Origin of the sequence: Sphingobium sp. DC-2, assembly GCF_000722555.1 — a bacterium.
GTDB lineage: Bacteria > Pseudomonadota > Alphaproteobacteria > Sphingomonadales > Sphingomonadaceae > Sphingobium > Sphingobium quisquiliarum.
Window position 1 is genome coordinate 1 of record NZ_JNAC01000008.1, and the last position, 24,811, is coordinate 24,811.

21 protein-coding genes are annotated in these 24,811 nt (G+C 65.3%); 17 read left to right on the forward strand and 4 right to left on the reverse strand.

What is annotated here, in order from left to right; translation table 11 throughout:
- The 6 genes from ET21_RS27490 to nhaA form a co-directional block, all read left to right on the forward strand.
- A partial coding sequence (locus ET21_RS27490) for a hypothetical protein (protein WP_237751462.1) occupies positions 1–443 on the forward strand: 443 nt, incomplete at its 5' end.
- 358 nt (positions 444–801) lie between these two features.
- Entirely contained in the window at positions 802–1,548 is a 747-nt protein-coding gene (locus ET21_RS0101265; protein ID WP_030538261.1) for an SDR family NAD(P)-dependent oxidoreductase, read from the forward strand.
- Between the two features lie 56 nt (positions 1,549–1,604).
- Positions 1,605–2,621, forward strand: a complete 1,017-nt coding sequence (locus ET21_RS0101270; protein WP_030538262.1) for a zinc-binding alcohol dehydrogenase family protein — start codon at positions 1,605–1,607, stop codon at positions 2,619–2,621.
- 210 nt (positions 2,622–2,831) lie between these two features.
- Positions 2,832–6,221 (forward strand): PAS domain-containing protein, encoded by a 3,390-nt coding sequence (locus ET21_RS27495; RefSeq protein ID WP_051767867.1) that lies wholly within the window; start codon positions 2,832–2,834, stop codon positions 6,219–6,221.
- 74 nt (positions 6,222–6,295) lie between these two features.
- Positions 6,296–6,928 carry a glutathione S-transferase family protein gene (locus tag ET21_RS0101280; protein ID WP_021238134.1) on the forward strand — a complete coding sequence of 211 codons (633 nt, stop codon included), beginning with the start codon at positions 6,296–6,298 and terminating at the stop codon, positions 6,926–6,928.
- Between the two features lie 51 nt (positions 6,929–6,979).
- A complete protein-coding gene (nhaA, locus tag ET21_RS0101285) occupies positions 6,980–8,170 on the forward strand; it encodes a Na+/H+ antiporter NhaA (protein ID WP_030538264.1) in 1,191 nt (396 codons plus the stop codon).
- Between the two features lie 16 nt (positions 8,171–8,186).
- On the opposite strand, the gene ET21_RS0101290 is transcribed toward nhaA, so the two are convergent.
- Both ET21_RS0101290 and ET21_RS26340 read right to left on the reverse strand, forming a co-directional pair.
- Positions 8,187–8,972, reverse strand: a complete 786-nt coding sequence (locus ET21_RS0101290; protein ID WP_030538265.1) for an SIMPL domain-containing protein — start codon at positions 8,970–8,972, stop codon at positions 8,187–8,189.
- 219 nt (positions 8,973–9,191) lie between these two features.
- Complete coding sequence (locus ET21_RS26340) at positions 9,192–10,064, reverse strand: helix-turn-helix transcriptional regulator (protein ID WP_030538266.1); 873 nt, start codon at positions 10,062–10,064, stop codon at positions 9,192–9,194.
- A gap of 118 nt (positions 10,065–10,182) precedes the next feature.
- Between ET21_RS26340 and ET21_RS0101300 the strand changes: the two genes are divergently transcribed.
- The 6 genes from ET21_RS0101300 (at position 10,183) to ET21_RS0101325 (ending at position 17,180) form a co-directional block, all read left to right on the forward strand.
- Entirely contained in the window at positions 10,183–11,139 is a 957-nt protein-coding gene (locus ET21_RS0101300) for an SDR family NAD(P)-dependent oxidoreductase (protein ID WP_030538267.1), read from the forward strand.
- Positions 11,136–12,857, forward strand: coding sequence for a methylmalonyl-CoA mutase family protein (locus ET21_RS0101305; RefSeq protein ID WP_051767870.1), 1,722 nt, complete (start codon positions 11,136–11,138; stop codon positions 12,855–12,857). The genes ET21_RS0101300 and ET21_RS0101305 overlap by 4 nt, the downstream gene beginning before the upstream one ends.
- A 5-nt stretch (positions 12,858–12,862) precedes the next feature.
- Positions 12,863–13,291, forward strand: coding sequence for a cobalamin B12-binding domain-containing protein (locus ET21_RS0101310; protein ID WP_030538269.1), 429 nt, complete (start codon positions 12,863–12,865; stop codon positions 13,289–13,291).
- Positions 13,292–13,295: 4 nt separating this feature from the next.
- A complete protein-coding gene (meaB, locus tag ET21_RS0101315; RefSeq protein ID WP_030538270.1) occupies positions 13,296–14,252 on the forward strand; it encodes a methylmalonyl Co-A mutase-associated GTPase MeaB in 957 nt (318 codons plus the stop codon).
- Complete coding sequence (locus ET21_RS25455; protein WP_021238332.1) at positions 14,249–14,857, forward strand: EthD domain-containing protein; 609 nt, start codon at positions 14,249–14,251, stop codon at positions 14,855–14,857. The genes meaB and ET21_RS25455 overlap by 4 nt, the downstream gene beginning before the upstream one ends.
- A 103-nt stretch (positions 14,858–14,960) precedes the next feature.
- Positions 14,961–17,180: a beta-glucosidase gene (locus ET21_RS0101325; RefSeq protein ID WP_030538271.1), complete on the forward strand. Its 2,220-nt coding sequence runs from the start codon at positions 14,961–14,963 to the stop codon at positions 17,178–17,180.
- 57 nt (positions 17,181–17,237) lie between these two features.
- Here the strand turns inward: ET21_RS0101325 and ET21_RS0101330 are convergent, their stop codons facing one another.
- Positions 17,238–17,999 carry an SDR family NAD(P)-dependent oxidoreductase gene (locus ET21_RS0101330; RefSeq protein ID WP_030538272.1) on the reverse strand — a complete coding sequence of 254 codons (762 nt, stop codon included), beginning with the start codon at positions 17,997–17,999 and terminating at the stop codon, positions 17,238–17,240.
- Between the two features lie 255 nt (positions 18,000–18,254).
- Here ET21_RS0101330 and ET21_RS0101335 point away from each other — a divergent pair, with 255 nt between their 5' ends.
- The 5 genes from ET21_RS0101335 (at position 18,255) to ET21_RS0101355 (ending at position 23,155) form a co-directional block, all read left to right on the forward strand.
- Positions 18,255–18,659, forward strand: a complete 405-nt coding sequence (locus tag ET21_RS0101335) for a hypothetical protein (protein WP_030538273.1) — start codon at positions 18,255–18,257, stop codon at positions 18,657–18,659.
- Between the two features lie 179 nt (positions 18,660–18,838).
- Positions 18,839–20,959 (forward strand): TonB-dependent siderophore receptor, encoded by a 2,121-nt coding sequence (locus tag ET21_RS0101340; RefSeq protein WP_030538274.1) that lies wholly within the window; start codon positions 18,839–18,841, stop codon positions 20,957–20,959.
- 26 nt (positions 20,960–20,985) lie between these two features.
- On the forward strand, positions 20,986–21,291 hold the full coding sequence (locus ET21_RS0101345) for a hypothetical protein (RefSeq protein ID WP_037470042.1): 306 nt from the start codon (positions 20,986–20,988) through the stop codon (positions 21,289–21,291).
- On the forward strand, positions 21,288–22,874 hold the full coding sequence (locus tag ET21_RS0101350) for a PepSY-associated TM helix domain-containing protein (protein ID WP_051585466.1): 1,587 nt from the start codon (positions 21,288–21,290) through the stop codon (positions 22,872–22,874). Before ET21_RS0101345 ends, ET21_RS0101350 begins: the two co-directional genes overlap by 4 nt.
- On the forward strand, positions 22,871–23,155 hold the full coding sequence (locus ET21_RS0101355; protein ID WP_030538277.1) for a hypothetical protein: 285 nt from the start codon (positions 22,871–22,873) through the stop codon (positions 23,153–23,155). The genes ET21_RS0101350 and ET21_RS0101355 overlap by 4 nt, the downstream gene beginning before the upstream one ends.
- Before the next feature lie 19 nt (positions 23,156–23,174).
- On the opposite strand, the gene ET21_RS0101360 is transcribed toward ET21_RS0101355, so the two are convergent.
- A complete protein-coding gene (locus ET21_RS0101360) occupies positions 23,175–24,782 on the reverse strand; it encodes a ShlB/FhaC/HecB family hemolysin secretion/activation protein (RefSeq protein WP_030538278.1) in 1,608 nt (535 codons plus the stop codon).
- Positions 24,783–24,811: the final 29 nt, after the last annotated feature.

Sequence of the window (24,811 nt, forward strand, 5' to 3'; positions counted from 1 at the left end):
GCTCCACCTTCTCAGGAGTTGGAGCCTCCGACAAACCCGGCGCGGTTCACACCGTTCTATGGGCGGTCTTGAATGTCGATACCTTAGACGAGGCAAAACAGGTGTTAGCCTCTCGAGAAGGGATCTCGCAGACCAACATCAAATACAGCATAGGTTGGTGGACTCCTGCTGGCGCATCTCTTCACCCCGGAGCTGCCGCAGTTGGGGAGTGGGCCGGAGCACGCCAGATAAAGGGTGTGGTGTGGACAGGTCTCAAACCGAAAATCGGTAATGACTATCGCATTCCTACGCGCGATGAGGTCCTTCAACACCTAGTTGGCTTGGAAGGGGTCGAACAGACCGCAGCCGAAGATTACGTCCGTCGTGCCCCACGCCAGATCATGACGCCGTATCGAACGGCAATTGAAAAGGCTCTTGGCTGGACCGCGACTGGGCAATTGTAGATTGCCCAAGCTACCGACCAAATGAGCACCTTTGATGCGACTAAGGCATATTTTGCTCCACCATCCAATCACGGGATGATCCGCCTTCGGAGAAGCGAACTTTTATTTTTGTCACTTACCGCTAGCCCTCAGGCGCCATTTTGGAGGGCTATAGCGTAGGTGTAGTTCTCCGTTTCATCGGCTTCGGCCCGCCATTTACCTGGAAAATCAAGTGCCGGAAACAGTCGGCGGTCCGTGCGCTTGCGAGCAGCGCCGACGCGTTTTCTGGGCTGTTCCTCCCTTGCGAGAGGGCATGGCAGTGACAGAGACGGCTTGGGTGCTTAATGGCTTCAGGCGCAACGGCATAAGGAGATGACGCATGCAAAGGTTCAGCGGCAAGTCCGTCGTTATCACCGGCGGTTCCAGCGGGATTGGCCTCGCGGCGGCCAGGCGGATCGTGGAGGAAGGCGGGTCGGTGCTTGTCACCGGGTCGAACAGCGCCCGGCTGGAAAGCGTCCGCGATCAGATTCCGGGCGTCCACCTTCTGGTAAACGATGCGGCGAAGCCCGAAGCAGCCGAAGCGCTGGCGGAGGAAGCAGCGCGGCTGTTCGGAAAGATTGACGGGCTGTTCCTGAATGCAGGGGTGGGAGCAGGAGCGCCGCTGGGCATGATAAGCGCCGATCTTTACCGCAACCTGATGGACGTCAATGTCGGCGGCCCGCTGTTCGCCACGCAGGCGCTGGCTCCGGTGCTGCGGGATGGCGGGTCCATCCTGGTCACCGCCTCGATCGCGAAGGACAAGGGCATGGAGGCAAGCGCTCTCTATTCAGCGACCAAGGGAGCGGTGCGGTCGATGGTGCGCGGCTTCGCCCGCGAACTCGCGCCACGGCAGATCCGCGTCAACACGCTGAGCCCCGGCCCGATCCGCACCGACTTCTTCAACCGGCTGGGCTTGCCGGAAGAACATGCGGCGACGATCGAGGAGCATATGGCCGCGAGCACGCCGCTGGGACGCATGGGCACGGCCGAGGAAGCCGCCGCCGTCGCCCTGTTCCTGCTGTCGGACGAGGCGAGCTATGTCACGGGGTCGGACTATTTCGTGGATGGTGGCGCGGCGCAACTGTAAGGCGGCAGCGGATGGTGATGGCATAGCCCCGCTGCCGGGCTGACAGGAGAAGTGGCATGAGGGCGATCGGTTTCCGGCAGGGCGGCAGCCTGGACCGTGAGGATGCGCTGCTGGACCTGGAGGTTCCCAAGCCGGTCCCCGGACCGCGCGACCTGTTGGTGCGTGTGCGGGCGGTATCGGTGAATCCGGTGGATACGAAGGTCCGGGCAGGCGCGAAGCCGTCAGGAGAGCCGATGATCCTGGGCTATGACGCGGCTGGCGTGGTGGAGGCGGCCGGGTCCGATGTCACGCTGTTCGCGCCAGGCGACGAGGTGTTCTATGCCGGAACGATCAAGCGGCCGGGGACCAATGCGGAACTGCATGCGGTGGACGAACGCATCGTCGGCCGCAAGCCGCGATCGCTGGATTTTGCCGAGGCGGCCGCGCTGCCGCTGACTGGCCTGACCGCATGGGAACTGCTGTTCGACCGGCTGCGCGTGCCGCGCGGCGGGGGTGAGGGGCAGGCGATCCTGATCGTCAACGGCGCCGGGGGCGTCGGATCGATGCTGGTTCAACTCGCCCGGCAACTCACTGGCCTGCGGGTGATCGCCACCGCATCGCGAAGCGAGACGGTCGCCTGGGCCACGCAGATGGGCGCGCATGATGTCATCGACCATCGCAAGCCGTTGCACGAGGAACTGGCGAGGATCGGCGTCAAGGCGGTCAACTTCGTCGCCAGCCTTGCCGCCAGCGACAAGCATCTGGCGATCTACCCCCGCATCATCGCGCCGCAAGGGAGCCTGGCGGTCATCGACGATGTGAAGGCGTTCGACATTGCTGGCCTGCGGCAGAAGGCGATCACGGTGGCGTGGGAAGGCGTGTTCGTCCGGTCCATCTATGAAACGCCGGACATGATCGAGCAGCATCATATCCTTGGCGAGATCGCTCGCCTGATCGATGAGGGCATGCTGCACGGCACCATGACCCGCGACCTGGGGGAGATGAATGCCGCCACGCTCAAGGAAGCGCATGGGCTGGTCGAAAGCGGCGCGATGGTGGGCAAGCTGGTGTTGCGCGGCATTTCCGCCGGGTAAGGCGGGCAGGTTTCCGCCTGCCCTGAGCTGTTATTCTAATGAGAGAAGTAGAAGGCTTCGAGCAACTGGTTCCGGGGGGCCAGAGGGCCGCAGCGACATCCTTCTTAACCTATGTTCTGCGGGCAAGAAGCGGTTGGCAAAGAGGCGCAAATCGCGTGTATGATGGGACATTCTTCTATATAGTCCTTCTGTAAGAGAGCCCTTCGATCGATGATCCCGCAACAGGAAGAAGGTGACGGAGACGATCTCGACTTTCTGACCGGCGGGGGTGAGATGGGCGCGCGCATCCGGGCCCATGACTGGGCCAGCACGCCGCTCGGCCCGCCCCGGCTATGGCCCCAATCGCTGCGTTCCGCCCTGTCTATCTGCCTGCATTCCAGCTTTCCGACGGCGATCTATTGGGGTCCTGACCTGCGCATCCTCTATAATGATGCGTGGGCGCCGATTCCGGGCGAGCGCCACCCGGCCGCGCTGGGACAGCCCGCACAGCAGGTCTGGTCCGACATATGGGATGTCGTTAGCAGCGAGTTCGAGCTGGTGCGCCGGACGGGCGAGGGCTATTCGACCTACGACCAGATGCTGCCGATGGTGCGGGGCGGCGCGGTCCAGGAAAGCTATTGGGACTATAGCTTCACCCCCATACGCGGCGAGGACGGGTCGGTCGCGGGGGTCTTCAACCAGGGTCATGAAACCACCGGACGGGTGATGAGCGAGCGCCGGGCGGTGGCGGAGCGCGAGCGGCTGCGCCAGATGTTCGACCAGGCGCCGGACTTCATGGCCATGCTGCACGGCCCAGAGCATATAATGGAGCTTGCCAATCCTGCTTATCTCAAGCTGGTCGGCCGCACCGATATCATCGGCAAGCCAGCGCGCGAGGCGCTGCCCGAAGTCGAAGGGCAAGGCTATTTCGAACTGCTGGACAAGGTGTACGAGACCGGCGAATCCTATGTCGGCACGGCGGTTCCCGTCGAACTCAACCGCGCAGGCGGCGAGCCGGTGGAACGGCGCTTCGTGGACGTGGTCTACCAGCCGATCACCGATGCGCAGGGCCAGGTCACCGGCATTTTCGTCGAGGGATCGGACGTCACCGAACGCGTCCATGCCGAAGCGGAACTGCGCAGGAGCGAAAGCCGCCTTCGCTTCCTGAGCGAACTGGACGACAAACTGCGCACGTCGCATGACGCATCGGACGTGATGCGCCGGGCGGCGGAACATCTGGCGCAGCATCTCCACGCATCGCGGACGGCCTATGCGGACGTCGATGCGGACAATGACCGCTTCATCATTCGCGGCGACTATACCGCGCCGGGCGTCGCGAGTTCGGCCGGGACATACAGCCTTGACCTGTTCGGCCCCCGCGCCGCCGAGGGCATGCGCCTTGGCCGCACGCTCGTCATCAACGACATAGCGCGGGAACTGGCGCCGGGCGAAGGGCGCGAAATGTTCCTGTCGACCGGCATCGGCGCGATCATCTGCTGCCCGCTGCTCAAGGATGGGCAGCTCGCCGCAATGATGGCGGTCCATCAGTCGGACGCGCGCGAGTGGCAGCCCGAAGAGGTGTCGCTGGTGGAAGCCGCCGTGGAGCGGTGCTGGGCCTATATCGAGCGGGCCGGGGCGGAAGCGCGGCTGCGCGAACTCAACGAAACGCTGGAGCAGCGGGTCGCCGCGGCGCTCGCCGAACGCAAGGTCTTCGCCGACCTGTTCGAAACCACCAGCGCCCTTGTCCAGATACTGGACCGCGACTTCACATTCCTGGCCATCAATGCCGCTTCGGCGGAGGAATATCAGCGGGTTTTCGGTTTCCGCCCCGCGACGGGCGATAATCTGCTGACGCTGCTGGAAAGCACGCCGCGCCATTATGAGGGCGTCAAGCAGATGTGGAGCCGCGTGCTGGCGGGCGAGGCGTTCGGCCAGATATCGGAATTTACCGACGCGCAGGGCGCGCGCCACTGGTATGACATGAAGTTCGCGCCGGTGCGGTCGGCCGATGGCGAAATCGTGGGCGCGAGCCTGTTCGGATATGACGTCACCGCCCGCGTTCACGAGCAGCAGCAGCTCGCCAGGGCGGAAGCGGCCCGGCGGGAAGCGGACGCGCTGTACCGCGCCTATTTCGAGAATACGGCCGAGGCGCTGTTCGTCATCGGCGTGGCGGAAGATGGCGGCTTTTCCATTCAGGAACTCAATCCCGCGCACGAAGCGCTGACGGGCCTCAATTCGGCGGAACTGCGCGGCAGGCCGCTGGAGGAGCAGATCGGGCGGGAAGCGGCGGCGCAGGTTTCCGCCAATTACCGCCGGGCGGCCGCCGCGCGGGAGCCGGTCAGCTATCGCGAGGTGATCGACCTGCCCGCCGGGCGCAAGCATTGGGATACGGTGCTGGTGCCGGTCAGGGACGCGAGCGGCCGCGTCAGCCGGATCATCGGCAGCTCACGCGATGTCACCGCGCGGGTGCAGGCGGAAGAACAGCTGCGGCAGAGCCAGAAGCTGGAGGCCATGGGCAGCCTGACGGGCGGGGTCAGCCATGATTTCAACAATCTGCTGTCGCCCATCATCGGCGCATTGGACCTGCTCCAGCGCCGGGGCGTCGGAACCGGGAGGGAGCAGCGGCTGATCGACGGCGCGTTGCAATCGGCGGAGCGGGCGCGGGTGCTGGTGCAGCGCCTTCTGGCCTTTGCGCGGCGGCAGCCCTTGCAGGCGATCTCCGTCGATATCCGCGAACTGGTGCAGGGGATGGCGGACCTTATCGCATCGACCACCGGCCCGCAGATCAAGGTCGTGGTCGATGTCGCGCAGGACCTTCCCAGCGCGGTCGCCGATCCCAACCAGTTGGAAATGGCGCTGCTCAACCTGTCGGTGAACGCGCGCGACGCCATGCCCGATGGCGGCGTGCTGCGCATTTCGGCAGTGAAGGAAGAGATTGGATCAGGGCACGCCACCGGCCTGCCGCCCGGCCCCTATGTCCGGCTGTCCGTCGCGGACACGGGCACCGGCATGGACGCCGAAACGCTCAAGCGCGCGATCGAGCCCTTTTATTCGACCAAGGGCGTGGGCAAGGGCACGGGGCTGGGGCTGAGCATGGTCCATGGGCTGGCGGCGCAGCTTGGCGGCGCGCTGACGATCGCCAGCGAACCGGGGATCGGCAGCAACATCGAACTGTGGCTGCCCGCGGGCGGCGAGCCTGTTCCCGCGCAGGCGGAGACTGCCGAACCGGCCGTCCGTCCGGGCCGCAAGGGCACCACCCTGCTGGTGGACGACGAAGCATTCGTCCGGGCGAGCACGGCGGACATGCTGGCCGAACTGGGGTTCGACGTGGTGGAGGCAAGCTCGGCCGAAGAGGCCCTGCACAGGCTGTCGGACGGATTGACCCCGGACCTGATCGTGACCGATCACCTTATGCCGGGCCGTTCAGGGAGCGACCTCGCCATGGAGGTGCGAAGCCGCTGGCCCAGCCTGCCCGTTCTGCTGGTGTCGGGCTATGCCGAAACGGACGGGGTCGCGCCGGACCTGACGCGGCTGGTCAAGCCATTCCGGCAGGCCGACCTTGCCGCCTGCATCGCCGAACTGACGGGAAATGAGGCGGGGTCGGGAACCGGGGAGACATAAGCACCGAATTTCGCTGGGCCTGTGCGGCAAGCACGTATAGGCCATGTCCATCCAACGCCAGAGGGCCCCTATCGATGATCACGCTCCATCATCTCGTCTATTCCCGATCGACCCGCATCATCTGGGCGCTCGAAGAATTCGGGCTGCCCTATGAACTGGTGGTGCATCAAAGATTGCCCAGCTTCCGCGCGCCGCCGGAACTCGCCGCCGTCCACCCGTTGGGCAAGGCCCCGGTCATCGTCGACAACGGGCTGACCATCGCTGAATCGGCGGCCATATTGTCCTACCTCAACGATCGTTATGGCGATGGCCGCCTGGCTCCGCCCGCCGGAAGCGATGCGCGGGTGATCCACGACGAATGGCTCCATTATGTCGAAGGCTCCGCCGCGCTGCCGGTCATGCTGAACCTGATCGGGGGCGTCACTGGCGGCTTGCAGGGAGCGATGGCGGCCTTTGCCGAGTCCGAACTCGCCAAGACCATCGGCTATATCGCGCAGGGCGTGGGGGATGGCCCCTGGCTGATGGGCGATCAGTTCACGATCGCGGACATTCACCTCGCCTATCTGCTCGAACTGGCGGAGAGCGCGGGCCTGCTGGCCGATCATGCGAACCTGCGCGCCTATGTCGAACGGTTCCGGGCCCGCCCTGCCTATCAGAAGGCGATTTCCGCCGGGGGGCCAGTGGTCTATCCGCGTCAGGCGTCATGAACGGCCAGCCGGGCTAGCCCTGCCGGTGCGCGACCGTTACGCCTGCCCCGCATGAGCACCGTCAGACCTCTCGCCCGCCCCTTTTCCATGATGCGCGCCTTCCTGAAGACGGAGGCGTCGGGCGGCATCATCCTGATCATGGCCGCGATCGCGGCCATGGCCGTCGCCAATTCGCCCCTGTCCGAAAGCTATTTTTCGGCGCTCCACCATCATGTCGCGGGGATGAGCCTGCTGCACTGGATCAATGACGGGCTGATGGCGCTGTTCTTTCTGGTGGTGGGGCTGGAGATCAAGCGGGAACTGCTGGACGGCCAGCTTTCGCGATGGCCCGATCGCATCCTGCCCGGCGTCGCGGCGGCGGCGGGCGTCACCGTCCCGGCGATCATCTACATCCTCTTCAACAGCGGCCAGCCCGGCGGCCTGCGCGGCTGGGCGATACCGGCGGCGACGGACATCGCCTTCGCGCTGGGCGTGCTGGCGCTGCTGGGCAGCCGCATTCCTTCCTCGCTCAAGATTTTCCTGACGGCGGTCGCGATCATCGACGACCTGATCGCCGTGATCATCATCGCCCTTTTCTACACGGCCGAATTGAAGCTGCTGCCGCTGGCAGGCGCGGCGCTGGGGCTGGCGGTGCTGGCTTATTGCAACCGGCGGGGCGTCAACAGCCTGATCCCCTATGCAGCCGTGGGAATAGCGGTATGGGCCTGCGTACTGCAATCGGGCGTGCATGCGACGCTGGCGGGGGTGGCCGTCGCCATGACGGTGCCGCTGGCGCGGACGCCGGGGCGTCCCGACGACCAGCTTTCCCCCCTTTCCCGCATGGAACATAAGCTGCACCCGTGGGTCGCCTATGCCATCGTGCCGCTGTTCGGCTTTGCCAATGCGGGCGTGGCCCTTGACGCATTCGCGCTGTCCGACCTGCTGACGCCGGTGCCGGCCGGCGTGGCGCTGGGCCTGTTCCTGGGCAAGCAGTCCGGCATCTTCGCGGTCATCTGGCTGCTGGTCCGGCTGGGCTGGGCGGAACGGCCGCGCGACGCCCGCTGGGCGCAGGTCTATGGCGTGGCCGTGCTGTGCGGCATCGGCTTCACAATGAGCCTCTTCATCGGCGGCCTCGCCTTTGGCGAAGGATCGCACCAGAATGACGCGGCGAAACTGGGCGTGCTGTCCGGCTCCGTCGCGTCCGCCGTCATCGGCTATATCATCCTGCGGATCGTGCCCGCGGTGAAGCCCGCGCCGGGATGAGAGCCAAGGCGGCGCGCTACGGCCGCAGCGCGAACTGCACGGAGACGGTGGTGCCGAGCGTCACTTCGCCGGGAGCGACAGGGCTGGGCGGCGGAGGCGGCGCGGCCGGTCCGGCGAAACGGCCGGTGACCATGACCGGCTGCGGCGGATAATAGCCTCCGCCCTCGCTGATCGACAGGATGCGGCTGATCCTGAGGCCCGCCGCGCGCGCGTAGAGTTCGGCGCGGGAGCGGGCTTCCTTCACGGCTTCGACCCGCGCCTCATCCAGAGCGGCCTTGGAATCATCCAGGGTGAAGGACGGGCCGTCGACCTGATTGGCGCCCGCCGAGACAAGCGTGTCGATGATCGATCCCATGGCGCCCAGCTTGCGCACGCGCACCTGCACATTGTTGCGCGCTTCATAGCCGATGATGCGCGGCGCCTGCGGCTGGGCTGGCGGGACATAGGGCTGGCGGGTGAGACGCGCCTGCATCTGCGCCTCCTGTTCGGGGTTGGAATATTGCGGTTGCAGGGACAGAGCGGACGTCTGGATATCGCGATCCGCTATGCCCGCGCGCTTGAGCGCCTTCACCACCTCATCCATGCGCGCGGCGTTGGCGCTCAGCGCTTCTCCGCCGGTCTTGCCCTGCGTCACCACGCCCGCCGAGAAGAGGGCGACGTCCGGTACGCGGCGGCTCTGCCCTTCCCCGCTGACCACCAGCAATGTCTCCTCCGGCGAAAGCACGGGACTGGCGGCGGGCAACTGGGCCTGGGCGGCCGATGCCGCACCGGCTGCGATCGCCATGAAAGCCAACAATCTCATCGGTAATTCCTCCCTCGTCATCCCGGCCTCATTATGCTGGCGAAACGTTGCGCGGGCCATCGGGTTTCATGGCACGCGCAGGTTGAGGGGCGCTATGGGGACGCCGACTTACCCTTAAGGATTATGTCGGAACCGCAACGAGGCGGACGCGTTCATGCCGCGCAGGTTTTTGCCTGTAGTGCGACCCAAACTTGACCCCGCTTCATGTCTGGAGCGGGGTTATTTGAAAAGCAGGCTGCGATAGGCGGCGGGCGAGTGCCCGACCTGCTGCCGGAAGGCCGCGCAGAAGGCGGGCGCGCCGGAATAGCCGAGTTCGCGCGCAATGTCCGCAAGCGGCCTGCGCTCGTCTCCCGCGAGCAGGGCCTTGGCGCGGCGCATGCGCACCTGTTGCGTGAAAGCGCCGGGACTGATCCCCATGGTGGCGCGGAAGCTGCGCATGAAGTGAAACCGGCTAAGCCCGCAGGATGCCGCGAGGCTGTCGATATCGGGCGGCGGTCCGCTTTCGTCGATGCGCTCCAGCACCCGGCGCAGCATGCGCGGCGTCAGCCCGCCCCGGTGACGATGGATGCGCGCCATAGCCCCGGCCAGATAGCGTTTCAGGTCGATCAGCAGGATCGTTACCAGCGCCTGCGCGACGGCAGCGCTGTCCGTCTGCGGCTGGTCCACCTCGACCGCGAGGCGCAGCATGGCGTCTTCCATCGCCTGCGAGCGAATGTCGAAACAGGCCGCCAGCGCGGCTTCGTCCAGCGGGCCGGGGCCAAGCGCCTGGCGGATGCGCGCCTCTTCGAAACGGCAGCGCAGCGTGTGGAAGGCCCCGCCGGACACATGCATTTCCATCGGCACGCCTGCGGGGCGGAAGCCCAGGGCGCCGAAGCGGACGAAGGGCGCGCGCCCGCTTCCCGCCACCCGCCCGAAGGAGCCCGCCATCAGGCGCGACAGCCCAAGCGACAAGATCGCCTGCTGCTCCTTCACCACCACCGTTTCCGGCTCCACCTCAGGAAAGGCGCACAGTTCCACCACCACGCCCGGCAGGGCGATATGCCCCTGCACCAGATCGTCGCTGCGCTGCGCATCGGCGATGCGAATGGCCATGGCCGCTCCATGTCGAAAAGATGCGCTATGTTGCTGGATCATGCGCCAAACGGCAAGGGCCGGATTGGCCCGCCATGCGCCGCGCGGTAAACTGCCCCGGACAAAAGAAGGAGAGGCAATGCCCACTGACGACAGCGCGGACTTACCCACGGCAGACGATGTGCTGCGCGGCATGGACCTGAGCGGCCGGACCGCCATCGTCACCGGCGCATCGTCGGGCGTGGGAATCGCCATCGCGTCGGCACTCGCCGGGGCGGGAGCGAAGGTCACGCTGGCGGTGCGCGACATGGCGGCCGGAGAGCGCGCCGCCGCCGGAATCGCCGCCGAACGCGGCCTTGCCCAGGCGCCCGGCGTGGAAGCCATCGACCTGCTTTCCATGGCGTCCGTGCGCGATTTCGCGGCCCGCTGGGGCGATCGGCCGCTCGACCTGCTGATCAACAATGCGGGCCTGATGGCGCCGCCCCTCACCCGCACGGCGGACGGGTTCGAAAGCCAGATGGCGGTCAACTATTTCGCGCCTTTCCTGCTGTCCGAACTGCTGCTGCCCCATCTGGCGGCGCGCAAGGGGCGCGTCGTGATCCTGTCTTCCGGCTCGCACCACCTTGCCGAACTTCGGATCGACGACCTGAATTATGAGCGGCGTGCCTATGACAGGTTCGAGGGCTATGGCCATGCCAAGCTCTGCGCCAATCTGCTGGCGGTCGAATATAGCCGCCGCCATGCGGCCGATGGCGTGACCATGAACGCCTGCACGCCCGGCGGCGTCGCCACCAACCTAGGCCGCCACGCGACGTTCGAGGACGCGGTGCGGCTGGGCTGGGTGAATGAGGACGGAACGCTGCCGCAAGGCCGGATGAAGACGGCGGAAGAAGGCGCGGCGACGCCCGTCTGGGCCGGGACAGCGCCGGAGCTGGAGGGCAAGGGCGGGCTCTATCTGGAGGATTGCGCGATCGCGCCGCTCTGGTCCCCGCCCATGCCGCCGGGCTGGGGCGTCAGCGCCGCCTCCCTCGACCCGGATGCCGCGCGGCGGCTCTGGGATGTTGCCGAACCCCTGATCCTGGAGAGATGCGCATGAACCGGCCTGTCAGCGGGTTCGCCCCCGCCAATGACAATATCATCGCGGAAACCGAGCGATGGCAGGCGGAAACGCGCGGCCCGTTTGTCGCCGCCAACCCCGAACGGCGCGACCCCTTCGTCACGCAGGCGCTGAAATGGCCGGTCAAGCCGCTCTACACGCCTGCCGATCTGGACGCGATGGGCTTTGACTATCTGCGCGACCTGGGGTTTCCCGGCGAATATCCCTATACCCGTTCGACCCGGCCCAATGGCCACCGATCCAGCTTCTGGACGATGACGCAGGTCACCGGCTTCGGCAAGGGCGAGGATTGGGCGAAGCGCGCCCGTTTCATGCTGGATCAGGGCCTGTCCGGCCTGATCCTGGAATATGACCTTGCCACCACCAACGGCTATGACAGCGACGATCCGATGGTGGAAGGCGAGGTCGGGCGCGCGGGCATGGCGCTCGACAGTCTGGAGGACCTGGAGAAGGCGTTCGACCTGCCGTTCGACAAGCTCAAATATCTGATGAGCGTGTGCAACGCGCCGCAGCCGGTGAACCTCGCCATGATCATCGCCGCGCTGGAGAAGAAAGGCATCGATCCGCAGGATTTCGTCCTGCACATCGTCAACGGCATATTGATCGAATATATCTGCGTCGGCCGCTACATCTATCCGCCCGAACATGGCCTGCGCATCGCGACCGACGCGATCGAATATATCATCCGCAACCATCCGAACTGGGCGCCGCTGTCGATCATTTCCGCCCAGCTTCAGCCCGCCAAGGCGAACCCGGTGCAGGAAATCGCGTTCAGCCTGGCGATCGCCTGCGCCTATATCGACGCGACGCTGGAGCGCGGGCTGGATATCGACACGGTCGCGCCCTACCTCAACCATTTCGTCGTCAACGTCGACATGGATTTCTTCGAAGGCATCTGCAAGCTGCGCGCCTTCCGCAAATGCTGGGCGCGGCTGATGAAGGAACGTTATGGCGCGACGCGAGCGGAAGCGATGAAAATCCGCCTGATGACGTCGCCCACGACGATTGCGCTGACGCTCCAGCAGCCGCTCAACAATATCGGGCGGCTCGCCATCATGGCGACGGCCTGCGCTCTGGGCGGCGCGGGCGAGAATATGACGACGCCGCTGCATGACGAGGCCCATTCGCTGCCCGCCGAGGAGGCGATCCGCGTCGGCGCGGCGCTCCAGCATATCGTCGCGCATGAAACGGGGGTGGCGGAGACGATCGATCCGCTCGCCGGGTCCTATTATGTCGAAACGCTGACCAAGCAGATGGAGGATGCGGCCTTTGCCGAGATGGAGCGCATCTTCGCCATGGGCGGCGCGGTGAAGGCGATCGAGACCGGCTATTTCCAGCGCGCGCTGGGGCGCGAGCAATATGAGCGGAACAAGGATCTGGAGGAAGGCCGCCGCAAATGGATCGGCGTCAATCACCTTGTCCTGCCGGAGGAAAAGCGGGAAATCGAAATCTTCCGCCTGGACGATGACATGGAGGAGCAGCAGGTGGAGAAGGTCCGCGCCCTGCGCGCCCGGCGGGATCAGGCAGCGGTTGATGCCGCGCTGGAGAAGGTGCGGGAAGCGGCGCGCAACGGCGATAATCTGGTCCCCGCCTGCCTGGAAGCGGTGAAGCTCTACGCCACGCACGGGGAATTATGCAACGCGATGCGGGACGTGTTCGGCGTCCACACGCCCGACAGCCAGCTTGCAGGAGTGTGACCGCCATGCAGGAACAGCCAAACCGCCGCCTGCGCGTGCTGCTCGCGAAGCTGGGCATGGATACGCATACGGTCGGCATCACCATCATCGGCCATGCGCTGCGCGAGGCGGGGATGGAGGTGATCTTCACCGGCCTCAAGCAAACCCCCGAAATGGTAGCCGCCGCCGCCATCCAGGAGGATGTGGACGTGGTCGGCATTTCCACTTTGTCGGCCGGGCACACGCGCAGCCTGCCCAAGCTGGCGCGGCTGCTGCGCGAGCAGGGCGCGGGGGACAAGCTGTTGCTGGCGGGCGGCGTCATCCCCCAGGAGGACCAGCCGCTGCTTGAGGAAGCCGGGGTGCACAAGATCTTCACCATGGGCGCCGACACTCGCGACATCGTCCGCTATCTGGAGGAGTGGTGGGCGCAGAAACAGGCGGCGGAGGCGGCCTGAGGCGATGGAGGATGTCGCCCAAGGGGTGCTGAGCGGCGCGGTCGCGGCGGGGGCGCGCGCCATCCGCTGGCTGGACGACCGCGACCCGCGCGGCGCGGACCTGGTGCGGCGCATCTTTCCAGCCACCGGCCGCGCACAGATCGTCGGCGTCACCGGCCCGCCGGGCGCAGGCAAGTCGACGCTGACCGACATGCTGGTGGCGGAGCTTCGCAGCAGGGACAAGCGCGTCGGGGTGATCGCCATCGACCCGTCCAGCCCCTTCACCGGCGGCGCGATCCTGGGCGACCGGGTGCGCATGGCGCGCCACGCGCTCGATCCCGGCGTGTTCATCCGCTCGCTGGGCACGCGCGGGCAGGCGGGCGGCCTGTCGCGCTCCACCCATGACGCCTGCCTGGTGCTGGACGCGATGGGATTTGATATCGTGATCGTGGAAACCGTGGGCGTCGGCCAGGATGAAATCGATGTCGTCAACCTTGCCCACACCACCATCATCGTCGGCGTTCCGGGGCTGGGCGACGAGGTTCAGGCGGTCAAGGCAGGCCTGATGGAAGCAGGCGAGATCTTCGTCATCAACAAGGCGGATCGCGACGGCTATGAAGCGGCGCATCGGCAATATGAGCTGATGCTGCACCTGCGCGAACAGGCCGCCGGAGCGCGGGACGGCGGCTGGTCCGCCCCGCTGCTGCGCGCCGTCGCCACGGCCGGAGAAGGCGGCAAGGAGATTGCCGACGCCATTTTCGCGCACCGTTCGGCGCTGGAGGCGCGGGACGGCTTCGCCAGACGATCCGGCCTGCGCGAACGCGAGCAGGCGCTCACCATTTTGCGGGAGCGCCTTGCCGCGCGGGCACTCGCCGCGCGCGGGCAAGCCGTGCTGGCGGACGTCGAGGCGCGGCGCATCGACCCCTATACGGCGGCGGACAGGCTGCTGGCCCAGATCGACGGAGAGGACCGCCGGGCATGACGAAAAGCATCTGCGCCCTTGTGCACCGCCCCGATTCCGATCGCGCCGCATTCCAGGCCTATTATGAAGAACATCACGCGCCTTTGGGCGTGCGGCACTTTCCCTTCACGCGCTATGTCCGCAACCATGTCATCGGCGGGGCGCCTGTGGACTTCGACACGATCAGCGAATTCTGGGCCAACGACATCGCCGCCACGGCCGCGCTGATGGACGGGCCGGTGGGCGGCATCATGCGGGCGGACGAGGCGAAGTTCATGGACCGCAGCCGCATCGCGCCAGCAGGAGCGGAGGAGCATGTGCTTTCCCCCGGACCTCCGGCGGATGAGGACGGGCTGAGGACCGCGTTCCTTGTCGACCCCAGCGGCATGGCGGATTGGCGCGACGATTTTCTCGCCTGGGCCGGTGGGGTGGCGTCGAGCGTTCCGGGCATGTCGATCGACTTCGCCCAGTCCTGGGGCGACCCGCCCTTTCCGGCGGCGGCGGTGCTGTGGATGCCGGGCGATGGTGATCCCGGCGCGATCCCGCAGAATCTTGGTGTACGGCGGCTGATCGTCCGCCGCGCCGAAACTCCGGCGGATCAGTTGAAGGGCAATGCTCGCGAATAATCGAACGATACCGATCGAATATTGACCTGCGGAAGCTGGCGGGATAAGCAACGCCATTGCGTCCGTCAGCAAGAAGGCCGCGTTCAGTAGAGGAAATCGTCCGATGAAAAGGCTCCGCGCCATACTGTTGACGGTGGTGATCTCCACCGCCCTTAGCCCTGTCGCAGCCGCAGCGCGCGAGTCCGGGGATGCGGCGGAGCGCCGCGCGGAACAAACGCTGTCGAAGATGACGCTGGAGGAAAAGGTCCGGCTGCTGCACGGGCCGATGCCCATGATGCTGCCCCCATCCAAGCGCCCCGAAGGCGTGGCGATGGGCGCTGGCTTCATCGAGGGCGTTCCGCGCCTGGGCGTGCCGATGCTGGTGGAAACGGACGCGAGCCTGGGCGTGTCCAACCTGATGGAAATCCGCAAGGGCGACGTCGCGACGGCGCTGCCGTCCGGGCTGTCGCTCGCGTCGACTTGGGACCCGGAGATCGCGCGCGCTGGCGGAAAGATGATCGGGTCGGAAGCGCGCGCCAAGGGCTTCAACGTGATGCTGGTGGGCGGCGTCAACCTGGTACGCGATCCGCGCGCTGGGCGAAACTTCGAATATCTGGGCGAAGATCCGCTGCTGGGCGGTGAACTGGTGGGCGCGCAGATTGCAGGCGTCCAGTCCAACAACATCATCGGCACGATCAAACATTATGCGCTCAACGCGCTGGAGACCGGCCGCAACATCCACTCCGTCATCATGGACGAGGGTGCGATGCGCGAAAGCGACCTGCTGGCCTTCCAGATCGGCATCGAAAAGGGCAATCCCGGCTCGGTGATGTGCGCCTATAATCGCGTCGGCGGCGTCTTCGCGTGCGAAAACAGCTTCCTGCTGAACGACGTGCTGCGCCGCGACTGGGGTTATAAGGGCTATGTCATGTCGGATTGGGGCGCGGTCCATTCGACCGAGGCGCTGCTCAAGGGGCTGGACCAGCAGTCAGGCGAACAGGTCGACGCCAAGCGCTATTTTTCGACAGAACTGACCAAGGCTCTGGAGGAAAAGCGCATTCCCGAGTCCGCTGTGGACACGGCCGCGCGGCGCATCCTGCGGTCGATCTACGCCCATGGCGTGGCCGACAACCCGCTGCAACCGGGCCAGCCGATCGACTATGACGCCAATGCCGCCGTTGCGCAAAAGGCCGCCGAGGCGGGCATCGTGCTGCTGCGGAACGAGGGCGGGATATTGCCGCTGGCCGCTGGCGTCAGGAGCATCCTTGTCGTGGGCGGAAATGCGGATGCGGGCGTGCCCGGCGGCGGCGGATCGAGCCAGGTCGTTCCGGTCGGCGGGCTGAAACGCGTGGTTCCCGGCGCCAGCACCGGCACGGCCGCCGCTTTCGCCAAGCGTGGCTATGGCGGCACCGCGCCGCTCGATGCATTGCGGGCCGAGTTCCCCAACGCCCGGATCAGCTTCCTGGACGGCAAGGATGCCGCCGCCGCAGCAGCAGCGGCAAAGGCCGCCGACATGGCGATCGTCTTCACGGAAAAATATGCGACCGAGGCGATCGACCATCCCGACCTGTCGCTGGGCGAAGGGCAGGACGCGCTGATCGACGCGGTGGCGAGCGCCAATGCGAAGACCGTGGTCGTCCTGCAAACCGGTAATCCGGTGCTGATGCCCTGGCAGGCGAAGGTGCCCGCGATCCTTTCTGCCTGGTTCGGCGGCCAGCGGGGCGGCGACGCCATCGCGCGCATCCTGTCGGGCAAGGTCAATCCGTCGGGCCATTTGCCCGTCACCTTCCCCGCGTCCGCCGACCAGCTTCCCAACCCGGTGCTGCCGGGATCGAACATCCCCCCCGCCAACAAGGAAACCCGCGCCGTTTACGGACTCCAGGCAGGGCTGCAACCCTATGACATCAGTTTCCCCGAAGGGTCGGACGCGGGCTATCGCTGGTTCGACAAGAAGGGGCTGAAGCCGCTCTATCCGTTCGGCTATGGGCTGAGCTACACGAGCTTCCGCTATGATGGGTTGAAGATGACCGGCGGCAAGACGCTGACGGTGCGCTTCACGGTCACGAACACGGGCGATCGGGAAGGCGCGGACGTGCCCCAGGTCTATGTCACGCGGCTGGGCAAGGCCAAGCGGCTGATCGGCTGGGGCAAGCCGGACCTCAAGCCGGGCGAAAGCCGCGAGGTGACGGTGACGGCCGATCCGCGCGTTCTGGCGGACTTCGACGCCAAGGCGCAGCGCTGGGTGGTGCCCGCCGGACCGGTGAAGGTGGAGGTCGCAACCTCCGCCACCGATCCGGTGCTGACCGGGACGGCCCGCCTGTCGCGCGTGACCCGCAAGCCCTGATCCCTGACCCGCCAGCGCATCATGCCTGTTCCGGCGTGATGCGCTGGCCCGCAGGGCTCAGCCCGCGACCTGCCCTCCGTCCACCGACAGGGCGATGCCGGTCACGTTGCAGGCGTCGGCCGAGGCAAGATAGGCGACAGCCGCCGCTATTTCCTCCGGCGCGCTGGTCTTCCCCGTCTTGGGCGACAGGCGAGCGATCTTGGCGAAGTCCAGCCATTCCGGCATGGGCGTGACCGTGACGGTAAGCGGCGTATCGACGCCGCCGGGGCAGATGGCGTTCACGCGCAGGCCCTTGTCGGCATATTCCACCGCCATGGACCGGGTAAGCCCGTTCACCCCCGCCTTGGCCGCGCAATATGCCGCGGCGAAAGGCACGCCCGCCAGCGACGCCGCCGACGACATATTGACTATATTGCCCCTGGTCTCCAGCAGATGCGGCACCGCATATTTGCTGACGAAGAAGACCGCATTCAGGTTGATGCTGATGACGCGTTGCCAGCGCTCGACCGGATATTCGTCGGCGCGGGACCAATCCATCACCCCCGCATTGTTCACCACTATGTGCAGCTTGCCGAGTTTTTCGACGGCCTCAGCCACCAGCCGTTCGCAATCACCGGCATCGGCGGCATCGAAGCGGATGGGGAAGGCCCTTACACCGTACGCGCTGGCGATCGCCTGGGCGGCGGCGGCCGCTCCTTCAAGGTTGATGTCGGCGACCACGACATCGGCCCCTTCCGAAGCCAGCCGCTCCGCCGTCGCCTTTCCTATGCCCGAAGCCGCGCCCGTCACCAGGGCGCTCTTGTCAGTGAAACGCTTCATATCACCTCTCCCATCAGTCCGGCCGGGGAACATTGGCCGCATCATCAATGCGTAGCCACTGCTCCAGCCATTTACGCACATTCTAACCAAAGGCCATGTTGCACGGCGATCTGCCGAAAGCCAGACCCGGTTGCACGGCTTGCTCAACAGCTTGCCCTGCCGGACCGGGCAGTTCCTGGATTGGGCCTTTGAAAGCCGGGCGTATGCTCCTAAAACAATGTGCAAAATCAATATGCCGCCACAACGGATCATCCGGTGAATAATAGCCCGTCACAACGTCTGCATGACCGGGAGCGGCGGCTGCTCAAGGGACAGATGCGCCATCCGCGCCTTGGGCTGATCGACATCCTCATCCGGGACGTGTCGGAACGGGGCATCGGCGGAAAATGCACGTCGGACATCGCAGCAGGCGACCGGGTGACGATCCACCTGACCGGATATCCGCCCGTGGATGGAACGATCGCATGGCGCAATGGACAGGGCTTTGGCGTCCAGTTGGACGCGCCGGTCGATCCCGCAGCCGTCAAAAGCCCGCCGCAGCCGGAAACGCCCGTCACAAGCCACGAAGTCCCTCGGCCGTTCAGACCAACGGTCAGCACCCGAAGACCCGGCTTCGACCGCAGGCGCACGGGGCCGAAAACGGGTTCCGACTGGACCTGACGCCGCGAGGGCACGATTGATCTTGTAGAGCCGGAAAGGCTTACGCAGCATGCTGATAAGCTAAGCGCAGAGAGGGCGGTCCACATGCCACCATGATAGGCTGACACAGCTAATGATAATGACTTGCAATCAATTCCTGAGCAGCTATGTGTCGGCCAAACTGCCTGGGAATTTTTTGAATGTCCGCGATTCTAACGCTTATTGCCGCTGCCGCGACTGCTTCCACCAATGCACCCGCTGCTTCCGAATCTCGTGACAAGGGCGACGAGATTATCGTCACCGGCCAGCGGACCGAAGGCAATGACGATTATACGACGACCGCGCAGACAACCACCTACCGATTCCCGATCTCCCGGAAAGAAACGCCGCAGTCAGTCAGCGTCGTCACCCGCGCCCAGATCGAGGATTTCCAGCTCAACGACATCAATTCGCTGCTGACCACAGTCCCGGGCATCAATGTGCAGGCCGCGGAGACCGACCGCGTTTATTATTCGGCACGCGGCTTCGATATCCAGACCTTCCAGATTGACGGCATCGGCATGCCGTTCGCGTTTGAAATTCAGACCGGGTCCATCGATACCGCAATCTATGACCATATAGATGTCGTACGCGGAGCGCCGGGCCTGCTGTCTTCGACCGGCAATCCTTCCGCCGTGGTCAAATTCATCCGCAAGCGGCCGCTGAAAACCTTTCAGGCATCAGCAAGCGCCCAATATGGTTCGTATGACAATCTGCGGCTTCAGGGCGATGTCAGCGTGCCCTTGACAAGCGATGGAAGCGTCCGTGCGAGGGCCGTCGGCGTCTATAATGACTCTGACAGCTATCTTGACCGCTACCGCCTCCGCCGCTGGACCGGATATGGCATAATTGAGGCGGATTTGGGTGCCGATACGACCTTGACCGCTGGCTATGGCCATCAAGATCATCAGAGCCATGGGGCGATGTGGGGCGCCCTGCCCATCTACTATACGGACGGCACGCGCATCGACCTTCCGCGATCGGCGAATACCGGCCCGGATTGGGCGGGCTGGAATGTCATAGACCGGCAGATTTTCGCGGATGTCACCCATCGGTTAGATGGGGACTGGATCATCAAGGTCACGGCGAACCGACGCGCCATCAGCGAATATGACAAGCTGTTCTACGTCTACAAAAATCCTGACCGGGTGACTGGCCTGGGCGTGCTAACTTATCCGGGCGCGTTTCGGGGCCAGACCCGCAATTTGACGCTCGACGCCTATGCAGCAGGCCCTTTCACACTTTTCGGCCGCCAGCATGATTTGATGTTCGGCGTCAACCGCAGCGCTCAGATGTACCGGCAATATTCAAGCTATGACGTTAGCGCAATCGATGTAGCGCTGCCCTTGCCGGAGGTGTTCGACGGCAGCTTCCCGCTGCCCAACTTCCCTGCGAACTACAATCTCAGCCTGGAAACGCATACCCGGCGCGAGACAGCCTATGGCCTCGTTCGCCTGCATGTCGCCGATCCGCTGAAAATCATGGCGGGGGCAAACATCACGCATGCAACCAGCGATGGCTACTCTTATGGAGCGCCGACCAATTACAGCCGGACCCGCTTCCTCCCCTTCATTGGCGCAACCCTTGACCTGACGCCCAGCATCAACGCCTATGCAAGCTTTGCCACCATCTTCAATCCGCAGACGCAGGTGGATGCGACCCGCACATTGCTGAAACCGATCGAGGGCGACAACATAGAAGCGGGTTTCAAGGGCGAATGGTATGGCGGGCGCCTGAACGCCAGCATCGCTATCTTTCAGGCGCGGCAGAAGAACACCGCTGAATCGGCGGGGTTCGATGACACCATTGGGCAAACCATTTACAAAGCTGTGGACGCCAAGTCCCAGGGGATCGAGTTCGAATTTGGCGGCCAGATCGTCGAAGGACTCCAGGCGACCGGCGGCTATACGATCATGCGCATTCGCGGCGAAAATGACGAACCGGCGCGCACCTTCGTGCCACGCAATACCGCGCGTCTTAATCTCACATGGTCTCCGTCCGCCTTGCCTGCGCTCAAGCTCGGCGCTTCCGCGCAATATCAGAGCCGCATCTATCTGGAACCGGGCGCGCTCATTCCCGATACGACGGAAAAGATCAGGCTGACACAGAAAGCATATGCCTTGCTGAACCTTCTCGCCCGCTACGATCTTACGGAAAACCTGGCGATTAGCGCCAATGTGAAGAATGTGACCAACACCAAATATCTGGCTGCGCTCAATTTCGATCAGGGCTATTACGGCGCTCCACGAACGGTGCTGGGCACGATCAGCCTGAAATACTGACCGGCAGGCCAAGAGCAGAGACGATCATGTCCCAACCAACGCAACGATGGCTACGCTTCCTGCTCGCCGGGCCGGGCGCGATCGTCGTTGCGCTGGTGGTCATGGCGGGGATGGCGCTGTGGCTGCCCGGTGGCGCGGCGGGGATCGACAACCTCGTGCTGCCGCTGGTGCTGGTGCCGCTGATCTGGGCGGCGCTGTTCTTTCATGCCTGTCTCGACCGCAAGCTGGCGCGGGTGGCGATCGTGGCGGGGGGGCTGCTGCTGGTGCATGGCGCGCTGATCGCCCACAAATTCCTGGACCATGAGACGGCCGGACAGGAGATTCGCCGATGATCCATTTGCCCAAGGAAGAGACCAAGCTGATGGTCGCCGTCCATGGCTGGTCGGGGATCGTGCTGGGCCTGTTGCTCTACGCCGTCGTGATCACCGGCATGGCGGCCGTTTTCGCCGAGGAGATCGGCCTATGGTCGGCCGGGCATGTCCAGACGCAGTCCGCCTTCGAACGGCCCTTTGCCGATACGGTGCGCAAGCTGGGCGCGCAGACCCCGGCCAAATATCATGAGGGCGTCGACCTGTTCGAGATTGGCGACCATGATCTGGGCGCCTTTTTCCACCGGCATGAAACCGAACCGGATGGCGAGTTCGTCAGCCGCGGCTTCTATTATCAGCTCGACCGGGACGGCAAGGTCGCCAGCAAGCAGTTCGGAACGGGCGAGGAGGTGTTCGGCCCGCGCAACGACGACGCGCTCAGCCATTTCCTGGTCGATACCCATGTCCGGCTGCATGTGCCCAACCCGTGGGGGCTGCTGCTGACCGGCATCCTTGGCCTTGCGATGCTGGTCGCCGCCGTGTCGGGCCTGCTGATCCACCGGCATTTGTTCAAGGACATCTTCACGTTGCGGCGGAAGGCCAGTCCGGTCCTGTTCAACCGCGACAGGCATAGCGTGGCGGGCACGTGGAGCCTGCCCTTCGCCTTCGTGCTGGCCTTTACCGGCAGCTTCTTCTCCTTCTTCGGGACCATCGGCGTGCCGGTGGTCGCCATGGCGGCCTTTGGCGGGGACGTTGCGGCGCTCAACGAAGCGGTGTTCGGCAATCCCGGAAAGCCCGATCCGCGCCCGGCCGCCATGGGAAATCTCGACCGGATCGCCAGCGACGCCATCCGCCGGACGGGGGAGGTGCCGACCTTCGTCAGCATAGAGAATTTCGGCCGCGCCGATGCGAAGGTGACCACATTCCACCCGCCCAGCAGCGGGGACCTTGCGCCCGTCAGCCTGCTCTATGACGGGGCGCAAGGACGTTTCCTCCATACCAAGCCGCTGATCGGCACGACTCCGTCCGCAGGGGGCACGCTCGCGGCGATCATGTCGCCGCTGCACTTCGGCAACTTCGCGGGCATTGTGTCGAAGGCGGTCTGGTTCGCGCTGGGCTTCGCCATGTGCTATGTCACCCTGACCGGCCTGCGGCTATGGCTGGTGCGGCGGGAGGCTGGCGCGCGATCGCTCGACTGGCTGGACCGCATGGTGACGATCGTCGGGCTTGGCCTGCCCTTCGCGCTGGTTTCCACCGCCGCCGCCTTCCTGATAGCAAAGCCGATGGGCAGCGCAGTCTACTGGACGACCGCGGGATTCCTGATCAGTTCGGCCCTCGTCATCGTAGCGGGAGCGCTGTGGCGGTCCAGCGCCAGCTTCGGGCGCTGGCTGCAAATCGGCACCGGCCTCATCATGGTCATGCTGCCGCCGCTGCGCCTGCTGACCGGAGGCCCCGGCTGGATGAGCGCCTTCGCCGCGAACCAGCCGATGATCGCCGCCGTAGACGTCGCCCTGCTTGCGGGCGGGGCATGGATGCTCTGGCTGATGCTGCGCCCTGCGCCGGGGACGGTGCGGCAGCCCCTCCCCTCCTTGCAGGCGGCCGAATGATGCTGCTTCCGCTCGCGGCCACGGCCTTTTCCACCGCCATCATCCTGCTGCTCTGCCTGGGCGATCCCAAGCGCAGGCGTTCGGCGCGGATGACAGGGGAAGGCCAGGGCACGGCGATCCGCCGGGTGCTGGCCGGAGCCGCGCTGCTGCCCGGCCTGTTCTACGCGGTCAGCGGCAGCGGGGCGGCCTTCCTCATATGGCTGGGGGGGTGTGGCGTGGCCGGTTGGCTGGTCACGCTCTTATTGTCTCCCGCGCAGAGCGGCGAGACGCAACAGCGATGAAGCGGGAACGCGGCCCCGCTCACCGCCGCAGCTTCACGTGCCAGCCAATGTTGAACCGCCATCCGTCCCCGGCGGCGGGATAGGCGCTGTCGATCACCCGCGCGCCCTCCAGCGTCAGCGACGCATGGGGATTATAGACCAGCCGCACTCCTCCCCCCGCCGAGGCGAGGTCATAGTCGGTCCGCGGGATGCCCAGCCGTTCGAGCACCCGGATGCGCGCGCCATCGATGAAGCCATAGATTTCGCTATCTTTGAATCCCTTGCCCGTCACCGGCCGCCAGGCGAGTTCAAGGGAACCCGCCACGCCCCGGTCGCCGCTGAGGATCGCGGTTTCGAAGGCGCGGCCATATTCCGGCCCGCCGATGGCGAGGCGCTCATTCCCCGACAGCCGGTCGCGGCTATATTGGCCCGTCGCGCGCATGCGGCCGACGAAGCGCTTGCCGATCATCCGGTCATATCCGATCCGGCCGGTCAGCTTGGTGAAGGTGGGATCGGTAAAGCCCGGCGTTCCGCGCGCGTCCAATATGTCGAGGCCATGGCTGGCGCTGAACGCCGCCGACAGCACGCTCTTGTCGCCGATGGAGGAATAGCCGATCGCCGCGCGGAGAGTGCGGATATGATCGGACGACAATACCGATCCCAGCAGCGCCGCATCGCTGTTGAGGCCGTCCAGCCCCGCGCTGACGGTCAGGTTGCGGCGATAGCTCCGGATTAGCGGATAGCTGACGGTCAGTCCCAGGGTCCATGCCTTCCCGGTGATGGGAAAGTCCTTGAGCCGCGTATCGAGATGCGACCCCGACAGGCCCAGCATCAGTCCGTCCGACCCGATCGGCGTCTGGTGGCCGAGGCCAACATAGCGATATCGCTTGAGGTCGATTGCGCTGAGCAGCGTCAGGTCGGTGCGGTCGCCATCGCGCAACAGGCTGTTGAACTGGGCGGTCGCGCGCAACTGGCCGGTGCCGAGTCCGCTTTGCGTGCGATTGTCGATGCCGAAGCTGAAATCGCTATATTCCCGCTTCGGCGTGATGGAGAGGCGGACGCCGCCCGCCTTCGCGCCGCGCAGCAGCGACACGTCCACCTTCACCCCCGCCATGTCGCGCATCAGCGAAAGATAGCGCTCCAGCGCGCGGCGCGTCAGCGGCCGTTCCGCGCGCAGCCGTTCCGCATAGGCGCGGATGAGGGGGCTGGCGCCCTTGGGATAGACGACATCCTCGACAAAGCCTTCGGCCAGGACCACCTTGACCTGACCGGTCGACAGGTCCTGTTCGGGAATGGCGACGGTATAAAGGGCGATGCCGCTTTTCGCATAAGCGGCGGAAATGGCCTGGGCCAGGGAGGACAGCGTTTCCTTCGACGCGGGCCGCCCCAGATAGGGGCGGGCGGCGGCGGCCACGCCTTCGGGCGCTTCGACGCCGGTGAAGCTGATGCCGCTGATCGCCACGCCCGCATCCCCGCCCTCCACGGCGACCAGATCCCTGGGCGTGGATCGGGGCAGCTTTTCCTGACGATCGGGCGAAGCGCCGGGGACGGGCTGTTCGCCCTGGCCGATCAGCGGGGGCGCAAGGGTCGAAGGAGATGATTGCACCGCCAGCAACAGGGTTGCGGCAGCGAAGCTGAGCGCGGCCATAGAAGGCTTTCTAAAGAGTGAAGAAGAAG

Coding starts and splice junctions, on each gene's coding strand:
- ET21_RS0101325 (WP_030538271.1), top strand. CDS start 14,961: ATGAAAAGGCTCCGCGCCATACTGTTGACGGTGGTGATCTCCACCGCC.
- ET21_RS0101305 (WP_051767870.1), top strand. CDS start 11,136: ATGAACCGGCCTGTCAGCGGGTTCGCCCCCGCCAATGACAATATCATC.
- ET21_RS0101300 (WP_030538267.1), top strand. CDS start 10,183: ATGCCCACTGACGACAGCGCGGACTTACCCACGGCAGACGATGTGCTG.
- ET21_RS0101350 (WP_051585466.1), top strand. CDS start 21,288: ATGATCCATTTGCCCAAGGAAGAGACCAAGCTGATGGTCGCCGTCCAT.
- ET21_RS0101340 (WP_030538274.1), top strand. CDS start 18,839: ATGTCCGCGATTCTAACGCTTATTGCCGCTGCCGCGACTGCTTCCACC.
- ET21_RS0101270 (WP_030538262.1), top strand. CDS start 1,605: ATGAGGGCGATCGGTTTCCGGCAGGGCGGCAGCCTGGACCGTGAGGAT.
- ET21_RS0101310 (WP_030538269.1), top strand. CDS start 12,863: ATGCAGGAACAGCCAAACCGCCGCCTGCGCGTGCTGCTCGCGAAGCTG.
- meaB (WP_030538270.1), top strand. CDS start 13,296: ATGGAGGATGTCGCCCAAGGGGTGCTGAGCGGCGCGGTCGCGGCGGGG.
- ET21_RS0101360 (WP_030538278.1), bottom strand. CDS start 24,782: ATGGCCGCGCTCAGCTTCGCTGCCGCAACCCTGTTGCTGGCGGTGCAA.
- ET21_RS0101345 (WP_037470042.1), top strand. CDS start 20,986: ATGTCCCAACCAACGCAACGATGGCTACGCTTCCTGCTCGCCGGGCCG.
- ET21_RS0101290 (WP_030538265.1), bottom strand. CDS start 8,972: ATGAGATTGTTGGCTTTCATGGCGATCGCAGCCGGTGCGGCATCGGCC.
- ET21_RS0101265 (WP_030538261.1), top strand. CDS start 802: ATGCAAAGGTTCAGCGGCAAGTCCGTCGTTATCACCGGCGGTTCCAGC.
- ET21_RS0101355 (WP_030538277.1), top strand. CDS start 22,871: ATGATGCTGCTTCCGCTCGCGGCCACGGCCTTTTCCACCGCCATCATC.
- nhaA (WP_030538264.1), top strand. CDS start 6,980: ATGAGCACCGTCAGACCTCTCGCCCGCCCCTTTTCCATGATGCGCGCC.
- ET21_RS27495 (WP_051767867.1), top strand. CDS start 2,832: ATGATCCCGCAACAGGAAGAAGGTGACGGAGACGATCTCGACTTTCTG.
- ET21_RS26340 (WP_030538266.1), bottom strand. CDS start 10,064: ATGGCCATTCGCATCGCCGATGCGCAGCGCAGCGACGATCTGGTGCAG.
- ET21_RS0101280 (WP_021238134.1), top strand. CDS start 6,296: ATGATCACGCTCCATCATCTCGTCTATTCCCGATCGACCCGCATCATC.
- ET21_RS25455 (WP_021238332.1), top strand. CDS start 14,249: ATGACGAAAAGCATCTGCGCCCTTGTGCACCGCCCCGATTCCGATCGC.
- ET21_RS0101330 (WP_030538272.1), bottom strand. CDS start 17,999: ATGAAGCGTTTCACTGACAAGAGCGCCCTGGTGACGGGCGCGGCTTCG.